19 protein-coding genes are annotated in these 22,439 nt (G+C 61.9%); 6 read left to right on the top strand and 13 right to left on the bottom strand.

Annotated features, from left to right (window positions below; genetic code table 11):
- Positions 1 to 16: 16 nt before the first annotated feature.
- Both H7B90_RS16885 and H7B90_RS16880 read right to left on the bottom strand, forming a co-directional pair.
- Positions 17 to 457, bottom strand: coding sequence for a CBS domain-containing protein (locus tag H7B90_RS16885; protein WP_185137104.1), 441 nt, complete (start codon positions 455 to 457; stop codon positions 17 to 19).
- 77 nt (positions 458 to 534) lie between these two features.
- Entirely contained in the window at positions 535 to 1,713 is a 1,179-nt protein-coding gene (locus H7B90_RS16880; protein WP_185137061.1) for an amidohydrolase, read from the bottom strand.
- A 222-nt stretch (positions 1,714 to 1,935) separates the two neighbouring features.
- On the opposite strand from H7B90_RS16880, the gene H7B90_RS16875 reads away from it, so the two are divergent.
- Positions 1,936 to 2,280: a YugN family protein gene (locus H7B90_RS16875; RefSeq protein WP_185137060.1), complete on the top strand. Its 345-nt coding sequence runs from the start codon at positions 1,936 to 1,938 to the stop codon at positions 2,278 to 2,280.
- 20 nt (positions 2,281 to 2,300) lie between these two features.
- On the top strand, positions 2,301 to 3,497 hold the full coding sequence (ftsW, locus tag H7B90_RS16870) for a putative lipid II flippase FtsW (protein ID WP_185137059.1): 1,197 nt from the start codon (positions 2,301 to 2,303) through the stop codon (positions 3,495 to 3,497).
- 82 nt (positions 3,498 to 3,579) lie between these two features.
- Here ftsW and H7B90_RS16865 read toward each other — a convergent pair whose 3' ends face one another.
- Positions 3,580 to 3,960 (bottom strand): Asp23/Gls24 family envelope stress response protein, encoded by a 381-nt coding sequence (locus H7B90_RS16865; protein ID WP_185137058.1) that lies wholly within the window; start codon positions 3,958 to 3,960, stop codon positions 3,580 to 3,582.
- A gap of 182 nt (positions 3,961 to 4,142) precedes the next feature.
- Between H7B90_RS16865 and cax the strand changes: the two genes are divergently transcribed.
- The gene (cax, locus tag H7B90_RS16860) at positions 4,143 to 5,201 is read left to right on the top strand and encodes a calcium/proton exchanger (protein WP_185137057.1); all 1,059 of its coding nucleotides are present in this window, start codon (positions 4,143 to 4,145) and stop codon (positions 5,199 to 5,201) included.
- Between the two features lie 188 nt (positions 5,202 to 5,389).
- On the opposite strand, the gene H7B90_RS16855 is transcribed toward cax, so the two are convergent.
- The 6 genes from H7B90_RS16855 to H7B90_RS16830 form a co-directional block, all read right to left on the bottom strand.
- On the bottom strand, positions 5,390 to 5,680 hold the full coding sequence (locus H7B90_RS16855) for an Fpa/YlaN family protein (protein WP_185137056.1): 291 nt from the start codon (positions 5,678 to 5,680) through the stop codon (positions 5,390 to 5,392).
- A 207-nt stretch (positions 5,681 to 5,887) separates the two neighbouring features.
- The gene (locus H7B90_RS16850; RefSeq protein WP_185137055.1) at positions 5,888 to 6,493 is read right to left on the bottom strand and encodes a DedA family protein; all 606 of its coding nucleotides are present in this window, start codon (positions 6,491 to 6,493) and stop codon (positions 5,888 to 5,890) included.
- 103 nt (positions 6,494 to 6,596) lie between these two features.
- A complete protein-coding gene (locus H7B90_RS16845; RefSeq protein WP_185137054.1) occupies positions 6,597 to 6,836 on the bottom strand; it encodes an HPr family phosphocarrier protein in 240 nt (79 codons plus the stop codon).
- An 84-nt stretch (positions 6,837 to 6,920) separates the two neighbouring features.
- Positions 6,921 to 8,036: an aminopeptidase gene (locus H7B90_RS16840; protein WP_185137053.1), complete on the bottom strand. Its 1,116-nt coding sequence runs from the start codon at positions 8,034 to 8,036 to the stop codon at positions 6,921 to 6,923.
- An 82-nt stretch (positions 8,037 to 8,118) separates the two neighbouring features.
- Positions 8,119 to 8,859, bottom strand: coding sequence for a hypothetical protein (locus tag H7B90_RS16835; protein ID WP_185137052.1), 741 nt, complete (start codon positions 8,857 to 8,859; stop codon positions 8,119 to 8,121).
- 141 nt (positions 8,860 to 9,000) lie between these two features.
- Entirely contained in the window at positions 9,001 to 10,986 is a 1,986-nt protein-coding gene (locus H7B90_RS16830) for a sensor domain-containing diguanylate cyclase (RefSeq protein ID WP_185137051.1), read from the bottom strand.
- Between the two features lie 376 nt (positions 10,987 to 11,362).
- Between H7B90_RS16830 and rpsD the strand changes: the two genes are divergently transcribed.
- Positions 11,363 to 11,962, top strand: a complete 600-nt coding sequence (gene rpsD / locus H7B90_RS16825) for a 30S ribosomal protein S4 (protein ID WP_185137050.1) — start codon at positions 11,363 to 11,365, stop codon at positions 11,960 to 11,962.
- A 615-nt stretch (positions 11,963 to 12,577) separates the two neighbouring features.
- Here the strand turns inward: rpsD and floT are convergent.
- The 3 genes from floT to tyrS all read right to left on the bottom strand — a co-directional run bounded on the left by floT (position 12,578) and on the right by tyrS (position 16,408).
- Positions 12,578 to 14,113 (bottom strand): flotillin lipid rafts scaffold protein FloT, encoded by a 1,536-nt coding sequence (gene floT / locus H7B90_RS16820; RefSeq protein WP_185137049.1) that lies wholly within the window; start codon positions 14,111 to 14,113, stop codon positions 12,578 to 12,580.
- 63 nt (positions 14,114 to 14,176) lie between these two features.
- A complete protein-coding gene (locus H7B90_RS16815) occupies positions 14,177 to 14,701 on the bottom strand; it encodes an NfeD family membrane protein (protein WP_185137048.1) in 525 nt (174 codons plus the stop codon).
- A 447-nt stretch (positions 14,702 to 15,148) separates the two neighbouring features.
- A complete protein-coding gene (gene tyrS / locus H7B90_RS16810; protein WP_185137047.1) occupies positions 15,149 to 16,408 on the bottom strand; it encodes a tyrosine--tRNA ligase in 1,260 nt (419 codons plus the stop codon).
- A gap of 118 nt (positions 16,409 to 16,526) precedes the next feature.
- Here tyrS and H7B90_RS16805 point away from each other — a divergent pair, with 118 nt between their 5' ends.
- A complete protein-coding gene (locus H7B90_RS16805) occupies positions 16,527 to 19,655 on the top strand; it encodes a penicillin-binding protein 1A (protein ID WP_185137046.1) in 3,129 nt (1,042 codons plus the stop codon).
- A 160-nt stretch (positions 19,656 to 19,815) separates the two neighbouring features.
- Here H7B90_RS16805 and acsA read toward each other — a convergent pair whose 3' ends face one another.
- Entirely contained in the window at positions 19,816 to 21,540 is a 1,725-nt protein-coding gene (gene acsA, locus H7B90_RS16800; protein ID WP_185137045.1) for an acetate--CoA ligase, read from the bottom strand.
- 251 nt (positions 21,541 to 21,791) lie between these two features.
- On the opposite strand from acsA, the gene H7B90_RS16795 reads away from it, so the two are divergent.
- Positions 21,792 to 22,424 carry a GNAT family N-acetyltransferase gene (locus tag H7B90_RS16795; protein WP_185137044.1) on the top strand — a complete coding sequence of 211 codons (633 nt, stop codon included), beginning with the start codon at positions 21,792 to 21,794 and terminating at the stop codon, positions 22,422 to 22,424.
- The last annotated feature ends 15 nt before the right edge of the window (positions 22,425 to 22,439 follow it).

Raw genomic sequence — 22,439 nt, 5'->3', positions numbered from 1 at the left:
CCGGTTCGATTCGGATTCAGTGCGTATAAGACGGTTCGCGGTGCTCCTGCTCGGAGATGGCGCTGAGCGCTTCCCCGGCTTCGCTGACGAAGATCTCTCTCATCGCGAGGTCGCCGATGGAGACGACCCCCAGCAGCTCGCCGCCGCGGACGACCGGCAGCCGGCGGATCTGGCGGGCCGCCATCAGCTGGCCGGCTTCGTCCACGGACAGGTCGGGCGAGATCGTCTCTACCTCTTCAGTGAGCACGGTCATGACCGATTCCGAACCCGGATGCTTCTCCGCGTAGCCGCGGATGACCAGGTCGCGGTCGGTAATGACGCCGATCAGCTTGCTGCCTTCCACGACGGGGAGGAAGCCGATGTCGTGCTTCTTCATCAGAACGGCGCATTCGTAAATGTTGTCTTGCGGCTTCACCGTCACGCAGTCGGTGGTCATGATGTCGGACACTTTGCGCATGCTGTTCATCTCCTCCTTGTTCACGCACGCCTTAGCGTGGCCGAAAAGCAAGGAGATCATGCGCGGCCCTCATGCCCTCACGCTCGCGGGCCGGCGTCCTCGGCGGAATCGTCCGCCACTCCGACGAGCAGCTTCGCCGCGGTCAGCATCGCCTTCTCGTCGATGTCGAACCGGGGATGGTGGTGGGGCGCGGAGGAGCCGTCCTCCGCCCCGGCTCCGACGAAGAAGAAGCAGCCCGGCCGCTCGCGCAAATAATAGGAGAAATCCTCTCCGGCCATAATCCCGTCGCAGCGCCGGACGTCGCCGGGCTCCAGGATGGACGACGCCACCCGGAAGAAGCGCTCCGCTTCGGCCGCGTCGTTCACGACCGGAGGGTAGCCCTCGTAATACGCGACCTTCGCTTCGGCTCCGTGCATCGCGCCTACGTGGCGGGCGACCTCTTCGATCCGCTGCCGGATATGCGCCCGGGCTTCGGGCGTGAACGTGCGCACCGTGCCGGCCAGCGTACACCTCTCGGCGATGACGTTCCGCGCCGAGCCGGCGTTCAGCATGCCGACCGACACGACCGCGGATTCGAGCGGGTCGACGTTCCGCGACACGATCGTCTGCAAGGCGACGACCAGATGGGCGCCCGCGACGAGCGCGTCGACGCTCTGGTGGGGCAGCCCCCCGTGCCCGCCTCTTCCGACGATCTCCACCTCGAATTCGTCCGGCGAAGCCATGAACGGGCCGGGCCGGGTCGCCGCCGCTCCGCTCGGGAAGGGCGTCCAGAGATGGACGCCGTACACCGCGTCCACGCCGTCCAGCGCCCCGTCCGCGATCATGCCGACGGCGCCTCCGGGCAGCGTCTCCTCGGCCGGCTGGAACAGGAACACCCGCGTCCCCGCCGTCTCCTCGCGATGAAGGCTGTAATATCTCGCCACGGCCAGCAGCTCGGCCGTATGGCCGTCATGGCCGCAAGCATGCATGACGCCGGGCACGGACGAAGCGTACTCGGACGTCTTCTCGTCCTGAATCGGCAGCGCGTCGATGTCGGCCCTAAGGGCGATCGTCCTCCCCGGCCGGCCGCCCGTCAGCCGGGCGACGAGGCCGGTGCCGGCTACGCCTCTGCGGACCTCGAGCCCCCACGCCTCCAGCTTCTCCGCGATCCAGGCCGATGTCCGGTGCTCCCGGAACGACAGCTCCGGATGGCGGTGCAGATAACGCCGCCATTCGACCATGTCGCCGAACAGCGAGTGCAGTGTCTCTTCTCTCATCGGCACGTCTCCGCTCCTCTCCCGCTATCGCTCTTGATGCCTCCTATTGTAGCAGAAAGCGAGTCCCTTCGTAATCCCGCGGCAATCCCGCGATAATCGCGTGCGAAAATGTCGACGAACGTTCGCAGATTCCAAGCAAGGCAGGCTTGCAGAAGCACGGTAAACCGTCTATGATGGAGGGTGAACAGAGGCTTGTTTGCATTTTCCAAAGGAGGAACTTTGATGATTCTCGAGAATACGGGTCTGAACGGTTTGAAGAGCGATCTTGCGCATCTGGACGAATCCAGCGAGAAGCTGGGCTTCGTTCGTTGGCAATGGGAATATACCCGCGCGACGTACGACCTGAAGCTGGAAGACCGCGCGAGCAACAACGACTACTACCTGCGGATCAGCACGCGGGCCGTGGAGGGCAAGCTGGAGAATCCCGACGCCATCCTGCAGATTGAATCCGTCTACATCGGCCGCGCCACGTTCCCGCACGGCCTCGATTACGAATCGCCGATTCCGCAGCCGATTCTTAACGCCGCCACCCAGCGGGCCCAAGAACTGAAGACGCTGCTCGGCTGACGGGAACCGGGGGACAACCAATGAAGACCCCTGCGAGCGGCGGGCGCGGAACGCCGGACTTTCTGCTGCTCATTCTGACGCTTCTGCTGGTCGGCTTCGGCTTGATCATGGTCTTCAGCGCCAGCTCCAGCATGACCGTCGTCTCCCCGAAGTACGGGAACGACGCGCTCTACTTCACGAAGAGACAATTGATGTTCGCGGGACTCGGAACGTTCATGATGCTTATTCTCATGAACGTTTCTTATATGAAGTACAAGAAATGGTTCGCTCCGTTCCTCTTCATTATGCTGATCACGCTTATGATCCTTCCGTTCATCGCCGCGGAACGCAACGGGGCGCGCAGCTGGATCGGAGTCGGCAGCCTCGGCATTCAGCCGACCGAATTCGCGAAGATCGCGGTGATTCTGTACTTGGCCGCGATCATCACGAAGAAGGACGACAAGTTCCGCGAATTCAAGCGCGGCCTGCTGCCGGTCATGATCGTCATCGGACTCATCGCCGGCCTCATCATGCTGCAGCCCGACCTCGGGTCTTGCGTGATTCTGCTTCTGGTCGCCACCGCCATGGTCGTCGCCGGCGGAGCCAACCTGAAGCACGTGCTCATGTCCGCCGGGGTTATCGGGGGAATCGGGGCGCTGTGCTTCAGCATCTACATGCTCGCCAAGCCGGGCTTCGACGGCGGCTACCGGATGGCCCGCTTCACCGCCTTCCTCGATCCGATGGCGGACAAGGACGGCGCCGGGTACCAGCTGCTTCGCTCGCTCGAAGCGTTCGGCCACGGCGGCTTCGCGGGCGTCGGCCTCGGCAACAGCGTGCAGAAGCTGTTTTACTTGCCTTATGCCTACAACGACTTCATCTTCGCCATTATGGCGGAGGAGCTCGGCTTCATCGGCACGACGCTGTTCCTCCTCTTCCTCCTGCTCTTCCTGTGGAGGGCGCTGATCGTCTCCTTGCGATGCCCCGACGTCTTCGGAACGCTCGTCGGCGTCGGCATGGTGTCCCTGATCGCACTCCAGGCGCTGATCAACGTCGGAGGCGTCAGCGGGGCGATTCCGATGACGGGGGTGACGCTTCCGTTCATCAGCTACGGGGGCTCGTCCTTGCTCTCGCTCATGATGGGCATGGGCGTGCTGCTGAGCATCTCTCGCGAGTACAATCGCGACGGACGCGACAGCTCCCCGGCGCGCGAACGCCGGGAGACCGCGCGCAGAAGATAGGGCTTCGGCGGAAGCCCGAATAACGGGAGAGCCCCCTTCGGCGTTGTGCCGAAGGGGGCTCTCCCGTTCTGTTCTTCTCGCTCTATTTGACCCGATGAGCTTCCTCGATCTCCGCCTCGTCCTTGAAGGCGACGCCTTCAACCTTGACGTTGACCTCGACCACGCGAAGGCCGGTCATATTCTCTACCGCCTCGCGAACGTTCTCCTGAAGGCGCAGGCCGACCTCCTGGATCGGAATGCCGTACTGGACGACGATCCTCAGATCGATCGCCGCCTCCACTTGCCCGACTTCGACGGACACGCCTCTCTGGGCGTTGCGGCCGCTCAGCCTCTTGGCGAGGCCTTCGGAGATTCCGCCCGACATCGCGGCGACTCCCGGCGTCTCCAACGCCGCCAAGCCGGCTATTGTGGCGACGACATCATCGGAAATACGGATTAACCCTTGCTGCAGCTCTTCGGTCATCGGCGGCTCACACTCCCGGAAACATGATCATTCCTATTGTACTGGAAGTACACGCCAGAAGGCAACATCGCGCGCCGGCGCCAGGGCCTGGCGGCGCATTTACTTCATGCGATCTTTCCGATATAGTTAGAACAGTTGACGCAGGTTCCAAGCTCATCCATCGTACAAGAGGTGTCGTATCGTTGAAAAAGCTGTTTTTCCCCCTTCTGATCGCGTTCTTCGCTCTTAGCGCCGTCGCGCACTACGCGCACTGGAACGCCACCGTGCAATTCATCCTCTCGGCCGTAGCCGTCGTGTTCGTCGCCGGCTTCCTCGGCAAGGCGACCGAGTCCGTCGCCCACTACGCGGGACAGAGGCTCGGAGGCTTCCTGAACGCCACGTTCGGCAACGCGGCGGAGCTGATCATCGCGATTTTCCTCGTCAAGGAAGGCCTGTTCGACATGGTCAAGGCGAGCCTCACCGGCTCGATCATCGGCAACCTGCTGCTCGTGCTCGGAGCGAGCGCGTTCGCGGGCGGCCTGAAGTTCAAGGAGCAGAAGTTCAACATCCACCTGGCCGGCCAGAACGCCTCGCTGATGCTGCTCGGCGTCATCGCGCTGTTCATCCCGGCGGTGTTCGTGAAGACGGAGCATCTGTCGACCCATGACACGATGTCGATCAGCGTGACGGTCGCCGCCGTCCTGATCATCGCGTACGCGGGATGGCTCGTCTATTCGATGATCACGCACAAGAGCCTGCTGGAAGACAACGAAGAGACGAAGCCCGACCACGGCGAGGAAGCGAGCTGGTCGAAGGGCAAGTCGATCCTCTATCTCGTCATCGCGACAGTGATGGTCGCCTTCGTCAGCGAGTGGCTCGTCGGCACCCTGGAAGTGTTCACCCACAAGTTCGGCTTGTCCGAGCTGTTCGTCGGCGCGTTCATCGTCGCCATCGTCGGCAACGCCGCCGAGCACAGCGCGGCCATCATGCTCGCCATGAAGAACAAGATCGGCGCCGCCGTCGAGATCGCGGTCGGAAGCAGCCTGCAGATCGCTCTGTTCGTCGCTCCCGTCCTCGTCTTCGTCAGCCTGTTCTTCAACCAGCATATGGACATTCTGTTCTCGACGATCGAGCTTGCGGCCATCGCCGTCGCCGTGCTGATCGCCACCTCCATCTCGAGGGACGGGGCGACGACGTGGTACGAAGGCAAGCTGCTCCTTCTCGTCTACGTCGTGCTGGGAGTCGCGTTCTACTTCGTCTAAGCGCGGGAAGAAGCGAGCCTATGAGAAGAAGCCTTGGAAAGGCCGTCCGGCCGATCCAAGGCTTCTTCTCTATTCTTCTCGCTGTCCGCGCAGGCCGTCCCGGCCGAGGCTCTCCGGAACTCCGGCCGAACAAAGCGGCCCCGGCGCGGAGCGGCGCCGGGGTCCGATCGTGCATGTATCGGGAGGGACTACTCTTCCCTCTGAGCCATCGCTTCGTATAGCAACGCAAGATTGCGTTCCAACTGCATGACGAGAAGCTTGCCCGCGCCTTCGTCTACGAGTCCCGCGCGCACCGCAAAGTCGACCGCCCGGGAGAAGCCGTACATCTGAGTGTCCAGCACTTCCTCATAAAGCGGGCATTTGCGGGTCGCCAGATTCTCCATTTGAATGGCGATCAGTTTCTCGATCTTGTCCGCATCTTCCTGCAGCAGGCGAAGCGCCTTCTGATTCAGGTGCACCATGACATCCGATGAAGCCATTCCAACTCCCCCTGTGCCCTTACTTGCCAATCCATCCTAATCCTATCCCTTTCATATTAGACGAAATCCGCTTCTAGCACAAGGACAGGAACCGGGAAAAACGGACCGGACAAGCAAAATCCTTCGGCGACCTTAGAGAAGCCGGTTCGGAACGACAAAAAGCCCGGATCGGAAGGATCCGGACCTTGATTAACAGAGATGCCGCGGTCAGCTCCTGGCCTTGGTCCCCAACCGGCGCCACAGGATCGCTCCCAGCGCCAGAATCGCCGCTCCGGCGAGGAGGTAAGCGAAGTCGCGGTTCACGACCCCCGTCACCTCCCGCCAATGCTCTCCCAGGAGAGTGCCGATCAATTGGAACGAGCTCGTCCACAAGAGCGCCCCGAGAGCCGCGTACAGCACGAACGAACGGTAGGAACGCTTGCCGACGCCGGCGAGCAGCGCCGTGGCGTGCCGGAGGCCCGGCACGAAATACCCGACGAGGATGATCGCCTGGCCCCACTTGGCGAACAGCCTCTCGTGACGGTCCATCCGGGCGGCCGTGAAGCCGAGACGGCGTCCGTACTTCTGAAGCAAGGAGAGACCGAGCGTCCGGCCGATCCAATAGCTGGCCGACATCCCGACGACGCTGCCGCCGATGGCCGCCAGCATCGTCCATCCGAGCCGCATGCCGCCCTGGGACACGAGGTAGCCCGCCGCGGTCAGCAGCACCTCGTCCGGCACCGGAAGGCCGACGATGCCGAGCGACATCGCCCCGAACAAACCCCAATAGCGATAATGGAACACGAGCTCCAGAAGCGGGTCGGTGACGTTCACGTGAACTCTCTCCTTGCTGTCAGAAGACCCCCGTCCGGGCTCGGACGGGGGCGTTCGGATCGCGTTGTATGTCTATAAATCCGCTAGCGACTCGCAGAATTCGTCAGTCTACGATCGTGACGTTCAGGTTGTGCTTCGCGAATACGGTGGACAGCTCCTTCTTCGCCTCGTCGGCGTCGGGGCCGTGCACGTGCAATTCGTAAGCGTGTCCGCCCACCAGCGTCGTGAACAACCCGAGGATGCTCTTCACATCGATATACTTGTTCTCGGCTTGAAGTACAATGGAAGAACGGAATTTGTTGGCTGTCTGCGACAGTTCCACGATGGCTGCGTTGTTGGACATGGAAATCCCTCCAAATGATAGGGTGGTCAACTACTTCCCTCATCATACCTTGACGCCCCCCCGTCATGCAAGGGGGAAAACGCTTTATTTAAGCGCATCGGGATTTAACCCCAGCAGCTCGGGCACGACGAACAGGCCGTCCTTGCGAATGAGGACGTCGTCGAAGTAAATCTCCCCGCCGCCGTAGTCCGGCCGCTGAATCTGCACCAGGTCCCAGTGGATGGACGAACGGTTGCCGTTGTCGCAATCCTCGTAGGCCTGGCCGGGGGTGAAGTGGAGGCTTCCCGCGATTTTCTCGTCGAACAGAATGTCCTTCATCGGATGCAGGATATACGGGTTGAAGCCGAGGCTGAACTCCCCGATATAGCGGGCGCCCTCGTCGCTGTCGAGCACCTGGTTGATCCGGTCCGGGTCGTTGGCGGTCGCTTCCACGATCTTGCCGTTCTCGAAGCGGAACTTGACGTTCTCGAACGTGAAGCCGTTGTAGACGCTCGGCGTATTGTAGGCGATCGTTCCGTTGACGGAATCGCGGACCGGGCAGGAGTATACCTCTCCGTCCGGAATGTTCCGTTCGCCGGAGCACTTCTTCGCGCCGATTCCCTTGATGGAGAACGTCAGATCCGTCCCCGGGGCGACGATGCGCACCTTGTCGGTCCGCTTCATGAGCTCCTGAAGAGGGTCCATCGCCCGGTCCATCTTCTCGTAATCGAGGTTGCAGACGTCGAAGTAGAAGTCTTCGAACGCTTCCGTGCTCATGTTGGCCAGCTGCGCCATCGAGGGGTTCGGGTAGCGGAGAATGACCCACTTCGTCTTCTTGACCCGCTGCTCCATATGGACGGGGTGACGATGCACGCGGTCGTACAGCTTCATCTTGTCCGATGGGACGTCGGCCAGCTCGTTGGCGTTCTCTCCGGAGCGGATACCTATGTAGCCTTGCATTCTCTGCATCCGGTTGAGGTCGTAGGCCGCCCAAGTCTCCATCTGCTCCAGCGTCGCGTGCTTCAGCAGCGTTCTCGTGACGGAGCGGTCCTCGATCTCGACGTACGGACGTCCCCCGCGCTTGGCCACCTCCTCGATCAGGCATTGGAGCAGCTCGCGCTCGGAGCCGATCATCTCGATCAGCACGTTGTCTCCCGGTTGAACCTTAACGGAATAGCCGGCCAGGTTGGCGGCGAGTCTCTGCAGACGCGGATCGCGCATGCGCGTTTCCTCCTTTGAAGCTTGATTGATCTTCATGCGTTATAGAGCGGGCCTTGCCGTCCGATCGGGACGCCGGAGCGCGCTATGAACCCATTGTATCACCGGAGCCGCCCTTGCGGAAAATCGTGACGGAAGTTCTTCTCTCCCGGCGTTCCTTCCCGTCGGCCTCGTACCGGAGCTCGGTCTCCTCCCGCAGCTCCTTCGGGAACCACGTGCGCTTGTCCGCGATCCACGTGAAGACGGTGGACGCTTCGAGGGAGGCGAGCCGCTCTTCGAGCTCCGCCTCCGAGCGGCCGAGCGCGCGGAACGCCTTCGCACGCGGATTCCGATCGTTCTCCCGGCTCGGATCGATCCGGGCGTTCAAGCTTCTCCGCGCTTCCTCCATCTGTCTTCGCAGCGGCTCCGCGATCGCGCGCCGCGCCGCTTCCGGACGGACCGCAATCCGGAACGCGACGGTATCCCGCGAGGGCGGCGGCGCGTACGCGATCTCGGAGGCCTGCAGCTGGGCCGCCTCCGCGAGCGCCAGCGGATGATGGCCTTGTCCGCCGCCCGCCCCGCCGGGCCCGTCCCACTGGAGAACGATCGGCCGGTGGCCGGACACGAGGCCGCGGTAGCTCGCTCCGCCCAAGGCCGCTCCGTCCGCGCCGAACGCCGCCCATTCGCCGGCGTACGAATAGCCGTCGCGGCCGGACAAGGCCGACGCCGACAGCGCGAACGCCTTCTCCGGGGGCATTCGCGAAGGGGCCAGGCATCCGGGCGAGAGAACAAGCCCCGCGAGGGCGGCCGCGGCCATTCCCCATCGAAGGAGCGTCCGTCCGAGCATCTCTCCCCCTCCTTTTCCCCCGTCATCGCATGCCTCCCTATCGTCTCCCCCCGTCCGCCCGTTATTCCGCTCCCCGCCTGGCGAAGACGAAAAAACCCCGTTCCCGGGAACGAGGCTTCTTGGCGTATATTCGATGCGGACTTATCCGACCGCGACCGTGTTGCGGCCCTTGTGCTTGGCGTCGTACAGCGCCATATCCGCCCGGTAGAACAGCGATTCGACGCTGACCTTGTCGTCGGCGGCCGTCCATTCGGACAACCCGCAGCTGACCGTGACCTTCGGGCTTGTCTCCTCCTCGACGCGCTTGCGGATTCTCTCCGCGACCCTCATCGTCTGCTCCAGGCTGAGCTTCGGCAAGTAGATCGCCAGCTCCTCTCCGCCCCAGCGCGCGGCGATATCGGTATCGCGGATGGCGGAGCGGATGATGGTGCTCACCTGGATGAGAATCGCGTCGCCGATCTGATGGCCGAACGTGTCGTTCACCTTCTTGAAGTGGTCGATATCGACGAGAATAAGCGAGCCGTAGCCGTCCTTCTGCTGCTTGCGCTGGATTCTCTCGTTCAAGTAATGGCGGGCGAACAGTCCGGTCAAGTTGTCGGTGATGACCATCCGGCGCACTTCCGCGTGCAGCGACGAGTTCGACACCGCGAGTCCCAGATGGGCGGACAGCACCTGCAGCAGCTTGTAATTGTCGTAGGAGAAGTGGTTCGGCAGCTTGTGCGTGACCATGACGGCCCCGATCATCTCTCCGTTGAGCAGCAGCGGTGAAGCCAGCAGCGAACGCGATTGCGTCACGTCCATCAGATGGGAGCTTACGGGCGTCGCGGAGTGGTAGTCGGACAGAATGATCGGCTCCTTCGTCGTCAGCATGACGCCGCAGAATCCGTAGTCCTTGTCGAACTTCTCGTTCGTCATCTCCGGAGCGTTGGTCGACATGACGATGAAGTGGCCGTTCAGCGGATCGAGTTGAAGGATGAAGCAGTAGTCGGCCTTGAAAATGTGAAGCAGCTCCGCCGTCGCGAACTGCATCGTGTCGGAGAGCCGGAGGCTGCTGTTGAGCCGGTGCGTCAACTCGTTAATGAGGCGGAGCTCGCCGATGAGCGTATTGGCCTGCTCGTGCAGCTTCGCCTTCTCGAACGCGGTGCCCGCCCCTCCCGTCAGCATCGTGACGAACCGCAGGTCGACGTCGTCGAAGTCCTTCGCGGACACGTCCAGCAGCAGCACGCCGTAGACGCCCTGCTTCCCGGTCAGCGGCAGCGCGATCCGGCGGCGGGTTCCCTCGTATTCTTCCCGCATCTCGCCTTCCATGAACGCCTTCCAGCAGATGTCCATCTCCTGCTGGTGGAAGGCGAGCGGCTTCACCTTCTCGTTGGAGCTGCTGTAATCCTGGGACAGGAACAGATCCGTCCGGCACATCGGGTACACCTGCTCCAGAATGTTGAACACTTCCGCCAGGACGTTCTCGACGTCGATGTGGTCGTTCAGCCTTCTTAAGACGTCGAACAGCAGGTCGCGCCGGCGCTCTTCCCGCGCCGTCAGATGCGACGCCTGCAGCAGGTCCTTGACGAACAGCAGCTCGAAGCGCCGGTACAGGCAGCTCCGGAAGTGGAGGGCCGCCGCCTGGAGCAGCTTCAGCTCGCCCGCCTGGGCCGTGCCGGCCGGCAGCAGGCAGGCGAGCGCCGCGCAGGGGATTCCCGACGTGCGGGTGAAGACGGGCACCGCGATCGAGTCGAACGACCGAATGGACGGCGAGACGTGCTCGTCCGCCCGGACGAGCGTCGGACGGCATGTCCCGAGCGCGATGCTCGCCGCCGTCGGACCGAGCGTCTCCTCGCCCCAATGCCACGGAACGATCGCCTTGTCGTCGGCGCCCGTCCCGGCGACGGCCACGGTCGTGCCGTCGGGATGCAGGAGCAGAATCGGATAATCGGGCGTCCAAGGGAACCCTTCGGTCTGCTCCTGCCAATCTATGAAGCTTCCGTGAAGAAGCGAATGCGTATAGGGCATGTCGGCTTCGGCCAGATCCTGCCGTTGTACCCACAGCGGAAGTTCGTTCGGAGTGCGGGGTGATTGATCGTTTGCCTGATTTTGTCGAAACGAGCCTTGCCAATCGTCTTGAAGTGCCATCCCCCGTCCCTCCTTGCCGGACTCGCGCTGATTCTTTTAACTTAACTATACAATGAAACCAGGAATTTTGCACTATATCATAAGGAAAATACAGGGACTTGCGGCCGAATCGACCGCCGTTATTTTATTTTAAAAATGCAAACGGTTACCATGCGGTTCATTCTTGACTTCGCGGCCTGGGATCGTATAATATAACTTGTTGAATATTGGGCAAACGGTTTGTGTCACCCTCACGGAAGAATCCACCGGCGGGCTGCGGCTGAACATCCCTGCCGGGACCGGGGAAGACGGACAAGTCTCTCCTCGGTGCGGAATCGACCGGCGCAACGATACCCCATTTTCAAAATCTTATTTTGAAAAAGGAGTCTGCACACTCATGGCACGTTATACAGGACCCAAGTTTAAACTGAGCCGCCGTCTCGGCATCTCCCTGAGCGGGACCGGCAAAGATCTGAAGCGCCCGTTCCCTCCGGGACAACACGGCGCGAACCAACGCCGCAAGGTTAGCGGCTACGGCCTTCAATTGCTGGAGAAGCAGAAGCTTCGCCACATGTACGGCCTGAACGAGAAGCAATTCCGCAACCTGTTCGACCGCGCTTCCAAGCTCAAAGGTAAAGCCGGCGAGAACTTCATGTTCCTGCTCGAGAGCCGCTTGGACAACCTCGTGTACCGTCTCGGCTGGGCGAACTCCCGTCCGGGCGCGCGCCAATTGGTCTCGCACGGTCACGTGACGGTTAACGGCCAGAAGGTCAACATCGCGTCCTACACCGTTCAACCGGGCGACGTGATCGGCCTGCGCGAGCGCAGCCGCGGCCTGAAGGCGATCAAGGAAGCCCTCGAAGGCCGTCATCACCTGCCTTCCTACCTGGACTTCAACGCGACTTCGATGGAAGGCAAGTACGTCCGTCTGCCTAGCCGCGACGAGCTGTCCCAAGACATCGAAGAACAACAAATCGTCGAATTCTACAGCCGCTAATCGGCTGCCCCGAGCAAGATCGAAGAACGCCTTCGCCGTCTCCGGACGCCGGAGGCGTTTTTTTTTCTGCGTAATTCGGGCTCCGGGTCGCTTGTCCTTGCGGAGATCGCGACACGCGGAGCTTTTATCTTTTGGCCCGGTCCCCGTTTCGATTGGGGGAGGCGCTAGCGAATCGAGGAGACGCTATTTGCTGAAAAGGGTGGTTTTCCATTCCGACGAATCGTATAGAGGCTATTTCGTGCTGAAAGCCCCTTTTTCCCCGGTTTTCCCAAATAAGATCGCCGGGGTTCGTTAGAGCTTCAAAATAGGCTTCCTAACGCTAAATAGCGTCTCTTGAGTTCGATAGAGAACGGGCTATGAACCGGAAGCGAAAGGGTCTTTCGTCGTTTTTATGCCTCCGAGAATAGCGGCCCTTGGCAGGGCTAGAAGCAAGAACCCCGAATCGCGTTCGCGCTCCGGGATTCTTCTCGGCTACGCCTCTGCCGGCGATGCTCGCCGACGGAGGCTTCGACAGGCTCTAATTCTTGCACCTAGTCCTAGCTCTTGCTCTTGCTCTTGCTCTTGCTCTAATTCTTGCTCTAGTTCTTGCTCTTGTCCGAGCTCCTGCTCTTGTTCCTATTCGGCCGCAGGCGGCAACGGCTTCGTCGGAGCCGCCGGCGACGGAACCGCCGCCGGCTTGTCGGCCGCGTCCGGCAGCGCCTTCCGCGTCAGCCCCTGCACCAGCTTGTTGATGTCGATGCCCGACACGCTCTTCAGCATCTCCGGCGCGGTCGCCATCAGCGAAGTCACGTAGTTGCTCACCCGCGCGGCGCCTTCCCCATGTCCCGTATCGACGACCGTCAGCTTGTCGATGGACGAGATCGGCTCCGCGACCTTGCCGGCGAGCTCCGGCAGCATCTTCACGATAATGTCGAGCACGGCGGCTTCGCCGAACTTCTCGAACGCCTCCGCCAGCTTCTCCTTCGCTTCGGCTTCCGCCAAGCCCCGCAGCCGGATGACCTCGGCTTCGGCCGTCCCCTTGGCCCGCTGCGCCTCCGCTTCGGCCAAGCCGTTCAACCGCTTCTGCTCGGCGCTTGCCTTCGCTTCCGCTTCGATCTTGTACTGCAGCGCGTCCGCCTCGCGCAGCCTGCGCGCCTTGTCGGCTTCCGCCGCCTGCTCGACGGCGTAGCGGTCCGCGTCCGCCTTCTTCTTCACTTCCGCGTCGTACTGCTTCTCGCGGCGCAGAATCTCCTTCGCCTCCAGGTCGATCTCCCGCTCCTTGCGGACGAGCTCGACCTTCATCTGCTCCTCGACGACGCTCTGCTTGGAGCGGGCTTCCTGGATGGCGTACGCCTGGTCGGCTTCCGCCTTCGCCTGATCCTGCTCCTTCTTGAAGGACGCGACCTTCAGCTCCTTCTCCTTCGTCGCTTCGGCGATATTCGTGTCGCGCAGCAGCTCGGCCTTCTGGCCTTCTTCCTCGGCCTGCGCCTTCTGAATGCGCGAATCCCGCACCGCCTGCGCCTCCGCGATGTCCGCGTCCCGCTTGACCGCCGCGATCCTCGGCTTGCCGAGCGCCTCCAGGTAGCCGTGCTTGTCGCGGACGTCCTTGATCGTGAACGACACGATCTGCAGGCCCATCTTCTTCAGGTCCCTCGCGGCGACCCCTTGCACTTCCTGGGCGAACTTGTCGCGGTTGCGGTACACTTCCTCGACCGTCATCGTGCCGAGGATGGCCCGAAGATGCCCTTCGAGCACTTCCTGCGCTTCGCCCTTGAGCGATTCCGTCGGCTTGCCCATGAATTGCTCCGCCGCCGTCGCGACGTCTTCGACCGAGCCGCCGATCTTGATGATCGCCACCGCGTCGGTCATGACCGGCACGCCCTGCTCCGTATACACCTCGGGCGTGGTGACATCGAGCTTATGGGATAAGAGCGACAGGAACTGCGCCTGTTGGAAGATCGGCAGGATGAAGGCGCCGCCCCCGCGCACGATTTTGATTCTCCTGCCCGATTCGTCGATCGCCACGTTCTTGCTTCCGAGGAACGAGCCCGTCACGATCATCGCTTCGTCGGGCGACACCGTCTTGTACCTCGCCCAGAAGGCGAGGCCGAGGACGAGCAGCACCGCCACCACCAAGATCGGTATGTACAGATAATCCGGGAAATTCTCCATGCGCGTTACCCCTTCCATCTAATAGTTGGTTATGAAGTTCTGTCGCGCGGGACCAAGCTTCCGTCAATCCATCCGGGAGACGTACAGCGTCCCTTCCTTCACTTCGACGACGACGACCGGCGTGCCGGCCGGAACCTCTTCCCCGTCGAAGCTCGCGGCCACGTGGTTGACGTTGCCGGCTCCGACCCGGACGAGCACTTCCCCGCAGCCGGACGCCGGTATCGGCGTCAGCACTTCCGCGCGCTTGCCCGCAAGCTCCGACATCGAGTAGCCCGTCGAATTCTCGCTGCCTCGCATCGGGCGTACGTAAAGGAAGTACACGCCCGTGCCGATGACCGCGGCCGTCGCGGCCGAGGCGGCGTAAACGCCGGGGCCCGGCAGTCCCGAATATCGATGCAGCAGCAGGCCGGTTCCCCCGAATACCGTCACCGCGCCCGACAGCACGACGGGCTGGAACAGATGATGGACGTCGATCGAGAGCCATCCGAAGAGGCCGTCGGCCGCTCCGCCCAGACTGTCGCCGAAGACGAGCGTGACGACGGCCGTCAAGGCTCCGAACGCGAGGCAACACCAGAACACCGCTTCCATAGGCCATCACTCCTCCATCTCGCGGATTGGCGTTCCTTCCCTTCATTATACGACCTGGCGAAGGATAAAGTTTCTAATTGTATCTTGCAAATATGGCTTATGCAAGTTGAGGGAGATCCTGGAATCGGAAGGATAAGAAGGATAAGAGGATATGAGGATATGAGGATATGAGGGTATGAGGGTATGAGGGTATGAGGGTATGAGGGTATGAGGGTATGAGGGTAAGAGGGTAAGAGGGTAAGAGGAATCAGAGCAATCCTGCGGAGAGGTCGGCTCCGGCAGGCTGCCAGTTCCGATCGCCGCACATCCGGCGCCGAGCCGCAGAACGAAAAAAACCGCCTCCGAACGAACGTCCGCCGGCTGGCGGGCATTCGTCGGGGCGGGTTGCGCCCGGTTCCTATTCTTGTTCCGTATTCTTGATCCCCTCGCTCGGGTGCCGGCCCGGGCTTAGCGGATCGCGATGCGGGCGAACTTCCTCTTGCCGACCTGAATGACGTCCCCGTTCTTCGGGGAGATCTCCCCGTTCGGGTCGGTCAGCTTCTCTTCGTTCAGGCGAACGGCGCCTTGCTGGATGCTGCGGCGCGCTTCGCTGACCGAAGGCTGCAGGCCGAGCAGCGTCAGCAGCTTCGTGATGCGGATCGAGCCGTCCGACAGCTCCGATTCCGGCAGCCCGAGCTCCTCGATGTCTTCCGGCAGAGCGCGCTTCTGGAAGACGGTGACGAAGTGCTCTTCCGCCGCCGCCGCAGCCTCTTCGCCGTGGTACATGCGGACGAACGTGCGGGCGAGCCTCATCTTCGCGTCGCGCGGATGGACGGAGCCGTCCTCGAGGCCCGCGCGCAGGGCAGCCAATTCTTCGTTCGTGATGTCGGTCGCCAGCTCGTAATATTTAAGCATCAGTTCGTCGGGAATGCTCATCGACTTGCCGTAGATCTGGTTCGGCTCCTCGTCGATTCCGATATAATTGCCGAGACTCTTGCTCATCTTGTTCACGCCGTCGAGACCCTCGAGCAGAGGCAGCATGATGGCCGCCTGAGCCGTCTTCCCGTATTCGCGCTGCAAGGTGCGGCCCATGAGCAGATTGAACTTCTGGTCCGTTCCCCCGAGCTCGACGTCGCTCTCGAGCGCGACCGAATCGTACCCTTGCATAAGCGGATAGAAAAATTCGTGAACGCTGATCGGTAGACCCGATTGGAAACGCTTCGTGAAGTCGTCCCTCTCCATCATCCGGGCCACGGTGATCTTGGCGGCGAGCTGGACGACGTCCGCGAAGTTGAGCGGCGACAGCCATTCCGAATTATAATAGACGGTCGTAAGTTCGGGATCGAGAATCTTGAAAATCTGCTTCTTGTACGTCTCGGCGTTGCGCTTCACGTCCTCCTCGGACAGCTGCTTGCGCGTCTCCGACTTGCCCGTCGGATCGCCGATCCGGCCGGTGAAGTCGCCGATGATCAGCTGCACGCGGTGTCCCAGGGACTGGAACTGGCGCAGCTTGTGCAGCACGACCGTATGTCCGACGTGGATGTCCGGCGCCGAAGGGTCCAGTCCCAGCTTGACCTTCAGCGGACGCCCGGAGACGACCGATTCGGCCACCTTGGCGGCGAGCTCCTCTTCCGGCACGATGTCCGCCGCGCCGCGCTTGATCACTTCCAGCTGACGCTGCACCTCGCGCTGCTGATCCGGCGTCAATGTTCGTTTATCCTCTGCCATGTCCGTTCCTTGCCCCCGCATTCCTTCGCAATTTCTCTCTTTATAGCACAACGCTTCGAAGGAAGTCAAACCATGCCAAATGTGCTATAATAGTTCTGTTTGTTGAAGGAGGCCATTTATGAACGAGACGAAACAAACTCCTCCCCCGCGCGAAGGCGCAGGCTCGGGCTGGTGGATGGCGGCCCGCATTTTCCTGTACACCATCCTGTGGCTCGTGCTGTTCGGCGTGCTGACGGGACTGGTCGCGGCCGGAGCCGTCGGAGGGTACATCGCGGCGTTGGTCAAGGACGACCCTATTCGCCCAAGGGCGCTCATCGAGCAGAAGATCAACGAGAACGCGATCACCGGCTTCGTTTATTTCCGCGACAATACGCTGGTCGGCCAGCTCCGCACCGAGGAAGACCGGCAGCCGGTCACTTACAATCAAATTCCGAAGGTCGTCATCGACGCCGTCGTGTCCATCGAGGACCGGAACTTCTTCAATCATATCGGCGTCGACGCGAACGGCTTGCTGCGCGCCGTCAAGCAGCAGCTGCTGAACGAAGACGTCCAGACCGGCGGAAGCACGCTGACGCAGCAGCTGGCTCGCCAAGTGTTCCTCACTCTGGACAAGACGACGAGCCGCAAGGCGAAGGAGATCTTCCTGTCGCTCCGTCTGGAGAGATTCCTGGGCAAAGAAGAAATCATTACCGCTTATTTGAACAAAATCAATTACGGCAACGGCTCGTCCGGCTACAATCTGTACGGCATCAAGGCGGCGGCCAAGGGCATCTTCGGCCGGGACCTCAGCCAGCTGAACCTGGCGCAGGCGGCCTACCTGGCGGGACTTCCCCAGCGTCCTTCCGCCTATTCCGCCTTCACGAGCAAAGGGGAGTTCAACGAGAAGAACTTCAACCGCGCGCTCGCGAGACAGAAGCTGGTGCTGGACAAGATGCTGGAGTACGGCAAGATCACGCAGGCCCAGTACGACGAGGCGCGCGCCTTCGACTTGTACGCTTCGCTCGCCAAGCCGACCCAGAAGGCGTACAACACGTATCCTTACCTGATGCTCGAAGCCGAGCGCCAAGCCGCGCAGCTGCTCGTGCTGAAGGAGAACCCGGATCTCAAGAAGGAAGATCTCGGCAAGAAGGAGAACGCGGCGCTCGTCGAAGACGCCCGGGAGCAGCTTCTGAGAGGCGGCTACAAGGTCAAGACGACGATCGACAAGACCGTGTACGACCTGATGCGCAAGGTCGCCGAGAACCCGGACAACTTCACGCCCGACGACAAGGTCAAGGGCGTGGAACAGACGGCGGCCGTCATGCTCGACCAGAAGACGGGAGCGATTCTCGGCATGATCGAGGGCCGCGACTTCCACATCGAGCAGATGAACTTCGCGACACAGATGACCCGTCAGCCCGGGTCGGCGATGAAGCCGATCGCCGCTTACCTGCCCGCGCTGGAGAAGGGATTGATCCAGCCGGCCAGCGTCATCGACGACGCGCCGATCGTTCTGAACAACGGCGGCTCCGGCAAGCACATCCCGAAGAACGTCAACAACAAGTATGCCGGACTCGTGACCGCCCGGTACGCGCTCAACAATTCGCTTAACCTGCCTGCCCTGAAGATTTTCCTCGACAAGGTCACGATCAAGGAAGCGTGGGCCTTCACCAAGGAGATGGGCATCACGACTCTCGTCGACAAGGATTATCAGGCGCAGACGGGCGTCATCGGCGGTCTCACGTACGGAACGAGCGTGGAAGAGCTCACCAACGCGTACGGAGCGATCGCCAACAAGGGCGTGTTCAACGACGCTTACCTGATCGAGGAGATCCGCGATTCGAACAACGAGATCGTCTACAAGCACGAGGCCCAGCCGAAGCGGATCGTCTCGGAGCAGTCCGCCTACCTGATGACGGATATGCTGCGCACGGTCATTACGGACGGCTCGGGCAAATCGCTCAAGACGCTGTTCGACAAGTACGGCAAGATCCCGATCGTCGGCAAGACGGGGACGACTCAGAACTACTCCGACGTCTGGTTCGAAGGCTATACTCCGGACATCACCCTCGGGGTGTGGGTCGGCTACGAGACGCAGAAGTATTCGCTGTCCACGGACGGACGCAACCGCGCCCGCCAAATCTGGGCCAAGGTGATGAACTCGGTCACCGACGCCAAGCCGGAGCTGTTCCCGACGAAGCAGTTCGAGAAGCCGGACGGCCTCGTCACGAAGACGGTATCCAGCGTAAGCGGCAAGCTGCCGACCGAGCTGACGAGACAGGCGGGACGGCTGACGACCGACCTGTTCAACAAGAAGTTCATTCCGACCGAAGAGGACGACGCGCTCGTCAAGGTCAAGTACATCACCTACAACGGCGTCAACTATCTGCCGCATCCGGAGACGCCGGAGGATCTGCTCCGCGAGTCGATCATGATCAAGCGCGAGAAGCCGATCGACGAGCTGATGGAAGAGATCCAGGCGGCGCTGCCGAAGACGTCGCCGAGCAGCCGCAAGTCGCTCTCGTTCTATCTGCCGAAGGACGCGAAGGACAGCGCTCCTTCCAAGACGGACCCGCGCGCGGACGACGGCCGCAAGCCGAGCGCCCCGGGCAACGTCATGGCGGAGACGCTCGCCGGCGGCAAAGCCCGCATCACGTTCTCTCCGAGCCCGGAGGCGGACGTCGCCGGGTACCGGCTCTACCGTTCGGTGAACGGAGGCTCGTTCGAGAAGGTCGAAGCTTCCGTGTTCGCGGGGGATGAATCCAAATTCGTCAATTACATCTCCGCGGCGAATTCGTATCAGTATTACGTGACCGCCGTGGACGTCGCCGGCAACGAATCCGACCGGAGCGCCGTCGTCGGCGCGGGCGGGGATTCGGGTACGGATCCGGTCGATCCGAACCTCCCGCTCCCGGGCGACAACGGAAGCGGCGGCGGACAGGAGACGAATCCGGGCGGCGGATCGTCGCCGAACCCGTCTCCGGATCCGGGCAGCGCCCAGACCCCGCCTACCGCTCCGACCGGTCTTCAGGGATCGGGGAGCGAGATGGGCGTAACGCTCACCTGGAATTCCAATGCGGAGACGGAAGGCGTCAGCAAGTACGAGGTTTGGTTCAGTTCCTCCGACGGCGGCAAATACAAGCTGCTCGGATCGACGCAGACGCCGAAGTTCGAGTACGTGACGCTGCATCCGGCCGGCTCGTACCGCATCACCGCCGTCAACGCGTACGGCTCATCCGATCCGTCCGGATCGGTCGTCATTCCATAACGGAACACGCAACAAGCCGCTGTTCCCGCGCGATCTTCTGCCGGGGACAGCGGCTCTTGTATGTATCCGGACGGACAACTTGCTGTGAACAGAGGGGCTCCCCCGCGGTCGCTTCGACCTGCGAGAGAGCCCCTTCTTCCTAAGGAAAATGGATAATCGCTTAATCTTCGATGGTGGACAGGTCGCCCGTCGGCAGGTTCAGCTCCCAGGCCTTGAGTACCCTCCGCATGATCTTGCCGCTTCTCGTCTTCGGCAGCTTGTCGCGGAATTCGATCTCGCGCGGCGCCGCATGGGCGGACAAGCCGACCTTGACGAACTTGGCGATGTCGGCCTTCAGCTCCTCGGAAGGCTCGAAGCCTTCGCGAAGCGAGATGAACGCCTTGATGATCTCGCCGCGCAGCGGGTCCGGCTTGCCGATGACGCCCGCTTCGGCGACCGCCGGATGCTCGACGAGCTTGCTCTCGACCTCGAACGGTCCGACGCGCTCGCCCGACGTATTGATAACGTCGTCGATTCGGCCTTGGAACCAGAAGTAGCCTTCATCGTCCTTGTACGCCGAGTCTCCCGAGACGTACCAGCCCGGGATCCGGAAGTATTCCTCGTACTTCGCCGGGTTGTTCCAGATCTTGCGCATCATGGACGGCCACGGCGTCCGGATGGCGAGGTTGCCCATCCGGAACGGCGGCAGCTCGTTGCCCTGATCGTCGATGATCGCCGCCTGGACGCCCGGTACCGGCTTGCCCATCGAGCCCGGCTTGATCTCCATGCTCGGGTAGTTGCAGATGAGCTGCCCGCCCGTCTCCGTCATCCACCACGTGTCGTGGATACGCTGTCCGTAAACCTTCAGTCCCCAGCGGACGACCTCCGGGTTCAGCGGCTCCCCGACGCTGAGGACGTGGCGCACGCTCGACAGGTCGAACGGCTTCACGGCATCGTCTCCGGCGCCCATCAGCATCCGGAACGCCGTCGGCGCGCTGTACCAGACCGTGACCTTGTACCGCTCCAGCGTCGAATACCAATCCTGCGGGCTGAACCGGCCGCCGCGCACGACGTTCGTGACGCCGTTCAGCCACGGGGCGAACACCCCGTAGGAGGTGCCGGTAACCCAGCCCGGGTCGGCGGTGCACCAGTAGACGTCGCCCTCCCGCAGGTCGAGCACGACGCGGCCCGTATAATAATGTTGAATCATCGCGTTCTGAACGTGGAACACGCCCTTGGGCTTGCCCGTCGAACCGGAAGTATAATGAAGAATGAGTCCGTCCTCGCGGCCCAGCCACTCGATCTCCGCTTCCTCCGACGCTTCGGCCAGCTCCTTGCGGAAGTCCACGATGCCGTCGCCCTCCTGCACGTCGTCGCCGAACACGATCAGATGCTTCAGCTCCGGCAGCTCGTCGCGGGCGATCCGGGGCAGCAGCGCCGGGGTCGTGACGATGGCGACCGCGCCGCTGTCCTGCAGCCGGTCCTTGACGGCCGTCTCCATGAACGCTTCGAACAGAGGCCCGACGACGGCGCCGACCTTGAGCGTTCCGAGCAAGCCGATATACAATTCGGGGGTTCGCGGCATGAAAATAAACACGCGATCGCCCTTGCCGATTCCGAGCTTGCGAAGCACGTTGGCGAAGCGGTTGGAGGCCTTCGCCAGATCGGCGTACGTGTAGCTCTCCTCGCGCTGATTGTCGCTGTAATGAAGCGCGATGCGGTCGCCCTTCCCGTTCTCCACGTGCCGGTCGATCGCCTCGTACGCCATGTTGACCTTGCCCGTCTTCGCCCAGGAGAAGTGGGCTTCGATGTCCTCCGGACGGAAATTCTTCACCGCTTCCTCATAAGAACCGAGGTTGGAACTCGTTGCCGTTACGGCTACTTTCTCATCGTGTTGCAGTGTCATTACCATCACCATCCCGTTAGAGTACGATAATCCCCGAATCGTATGCGCTTACAATCGGCATTTCGGTATGCGCTATTGCCATTATAGCACAGCGGGAACGCATTGAGCATTCCGAAGGACGGGGAATATCCGCCGATAGGGGACAGAATTGGCGAACGTTCCGCCGATATCGCCGGTTTGTCCCCTTTTCGGACTCCAATAAAGCGCTCGCATGGTGTATAATGACAGCATCCCAGAAGGAGAGATCGGACATGGAGCACGTGAAGCGCTACCAACGGCATATCCGGCCCGGCCGCGGCGGCCCCATCGTCGTGGAAGGCCCCGTTCCGCCCGACCGGCTCGAGCGATACCGGATGCATCCTTCGCTCGACGCCTTCCGCCGCCCCGCCGAACAGCATGCCGCTCTCGTCGAGATCGCCGGCTTGCCGGAAGGCCGGATCATCGCCGCGGTCGACGGCGAGGTTATCGTCGGCTACGTCACCTTCCATTATCCCGACGAACTCGAGAGGTGGTCGGAAGGCGGCATGGACGACCTGATCGAGCTCGGCGCCATCGAGGTGGCGGACGACTACCGCGGGCTCGGCCTCGCCAAGGCGCTCGTCGCGACGGCGTTCGAAGACGGGCAGCTGGATAACGCCATCGTCTACACGACCGAATATTATTGGCATTGGGACCTCGAAGGCAGCGGGCTGAACGTCTGGCAATACCGGGAGATGATGGAGAAGCTGATGAAGTCCGTCGGCATGGTCTGGTTCGCGACGGACGACCCGGAGATCTGCGCCCATCCGGCCAACTGCCTGATGGTCCGGATCGGGAAGGACGTCCCCCTCGCCTCCGCCGAGAAGTTCGACCGCGTCCGGTTCCGGCAGCGGTTCATGTATTGAATTCGATCGTTACCC

The organism is Cohnella xylanilytica (genome assembly GCF_014212175.1).
Lineage (GTDB): Bacteria > Bacillota > Bacilli > Paenibacillales > Paenibacillaceae > Cohnella > Cohnella xylanilytica.
Note: the sequence above shows the minus strand (reverse complement) of the source record. Positions and strands in the feature narration are given on the sequence as shown.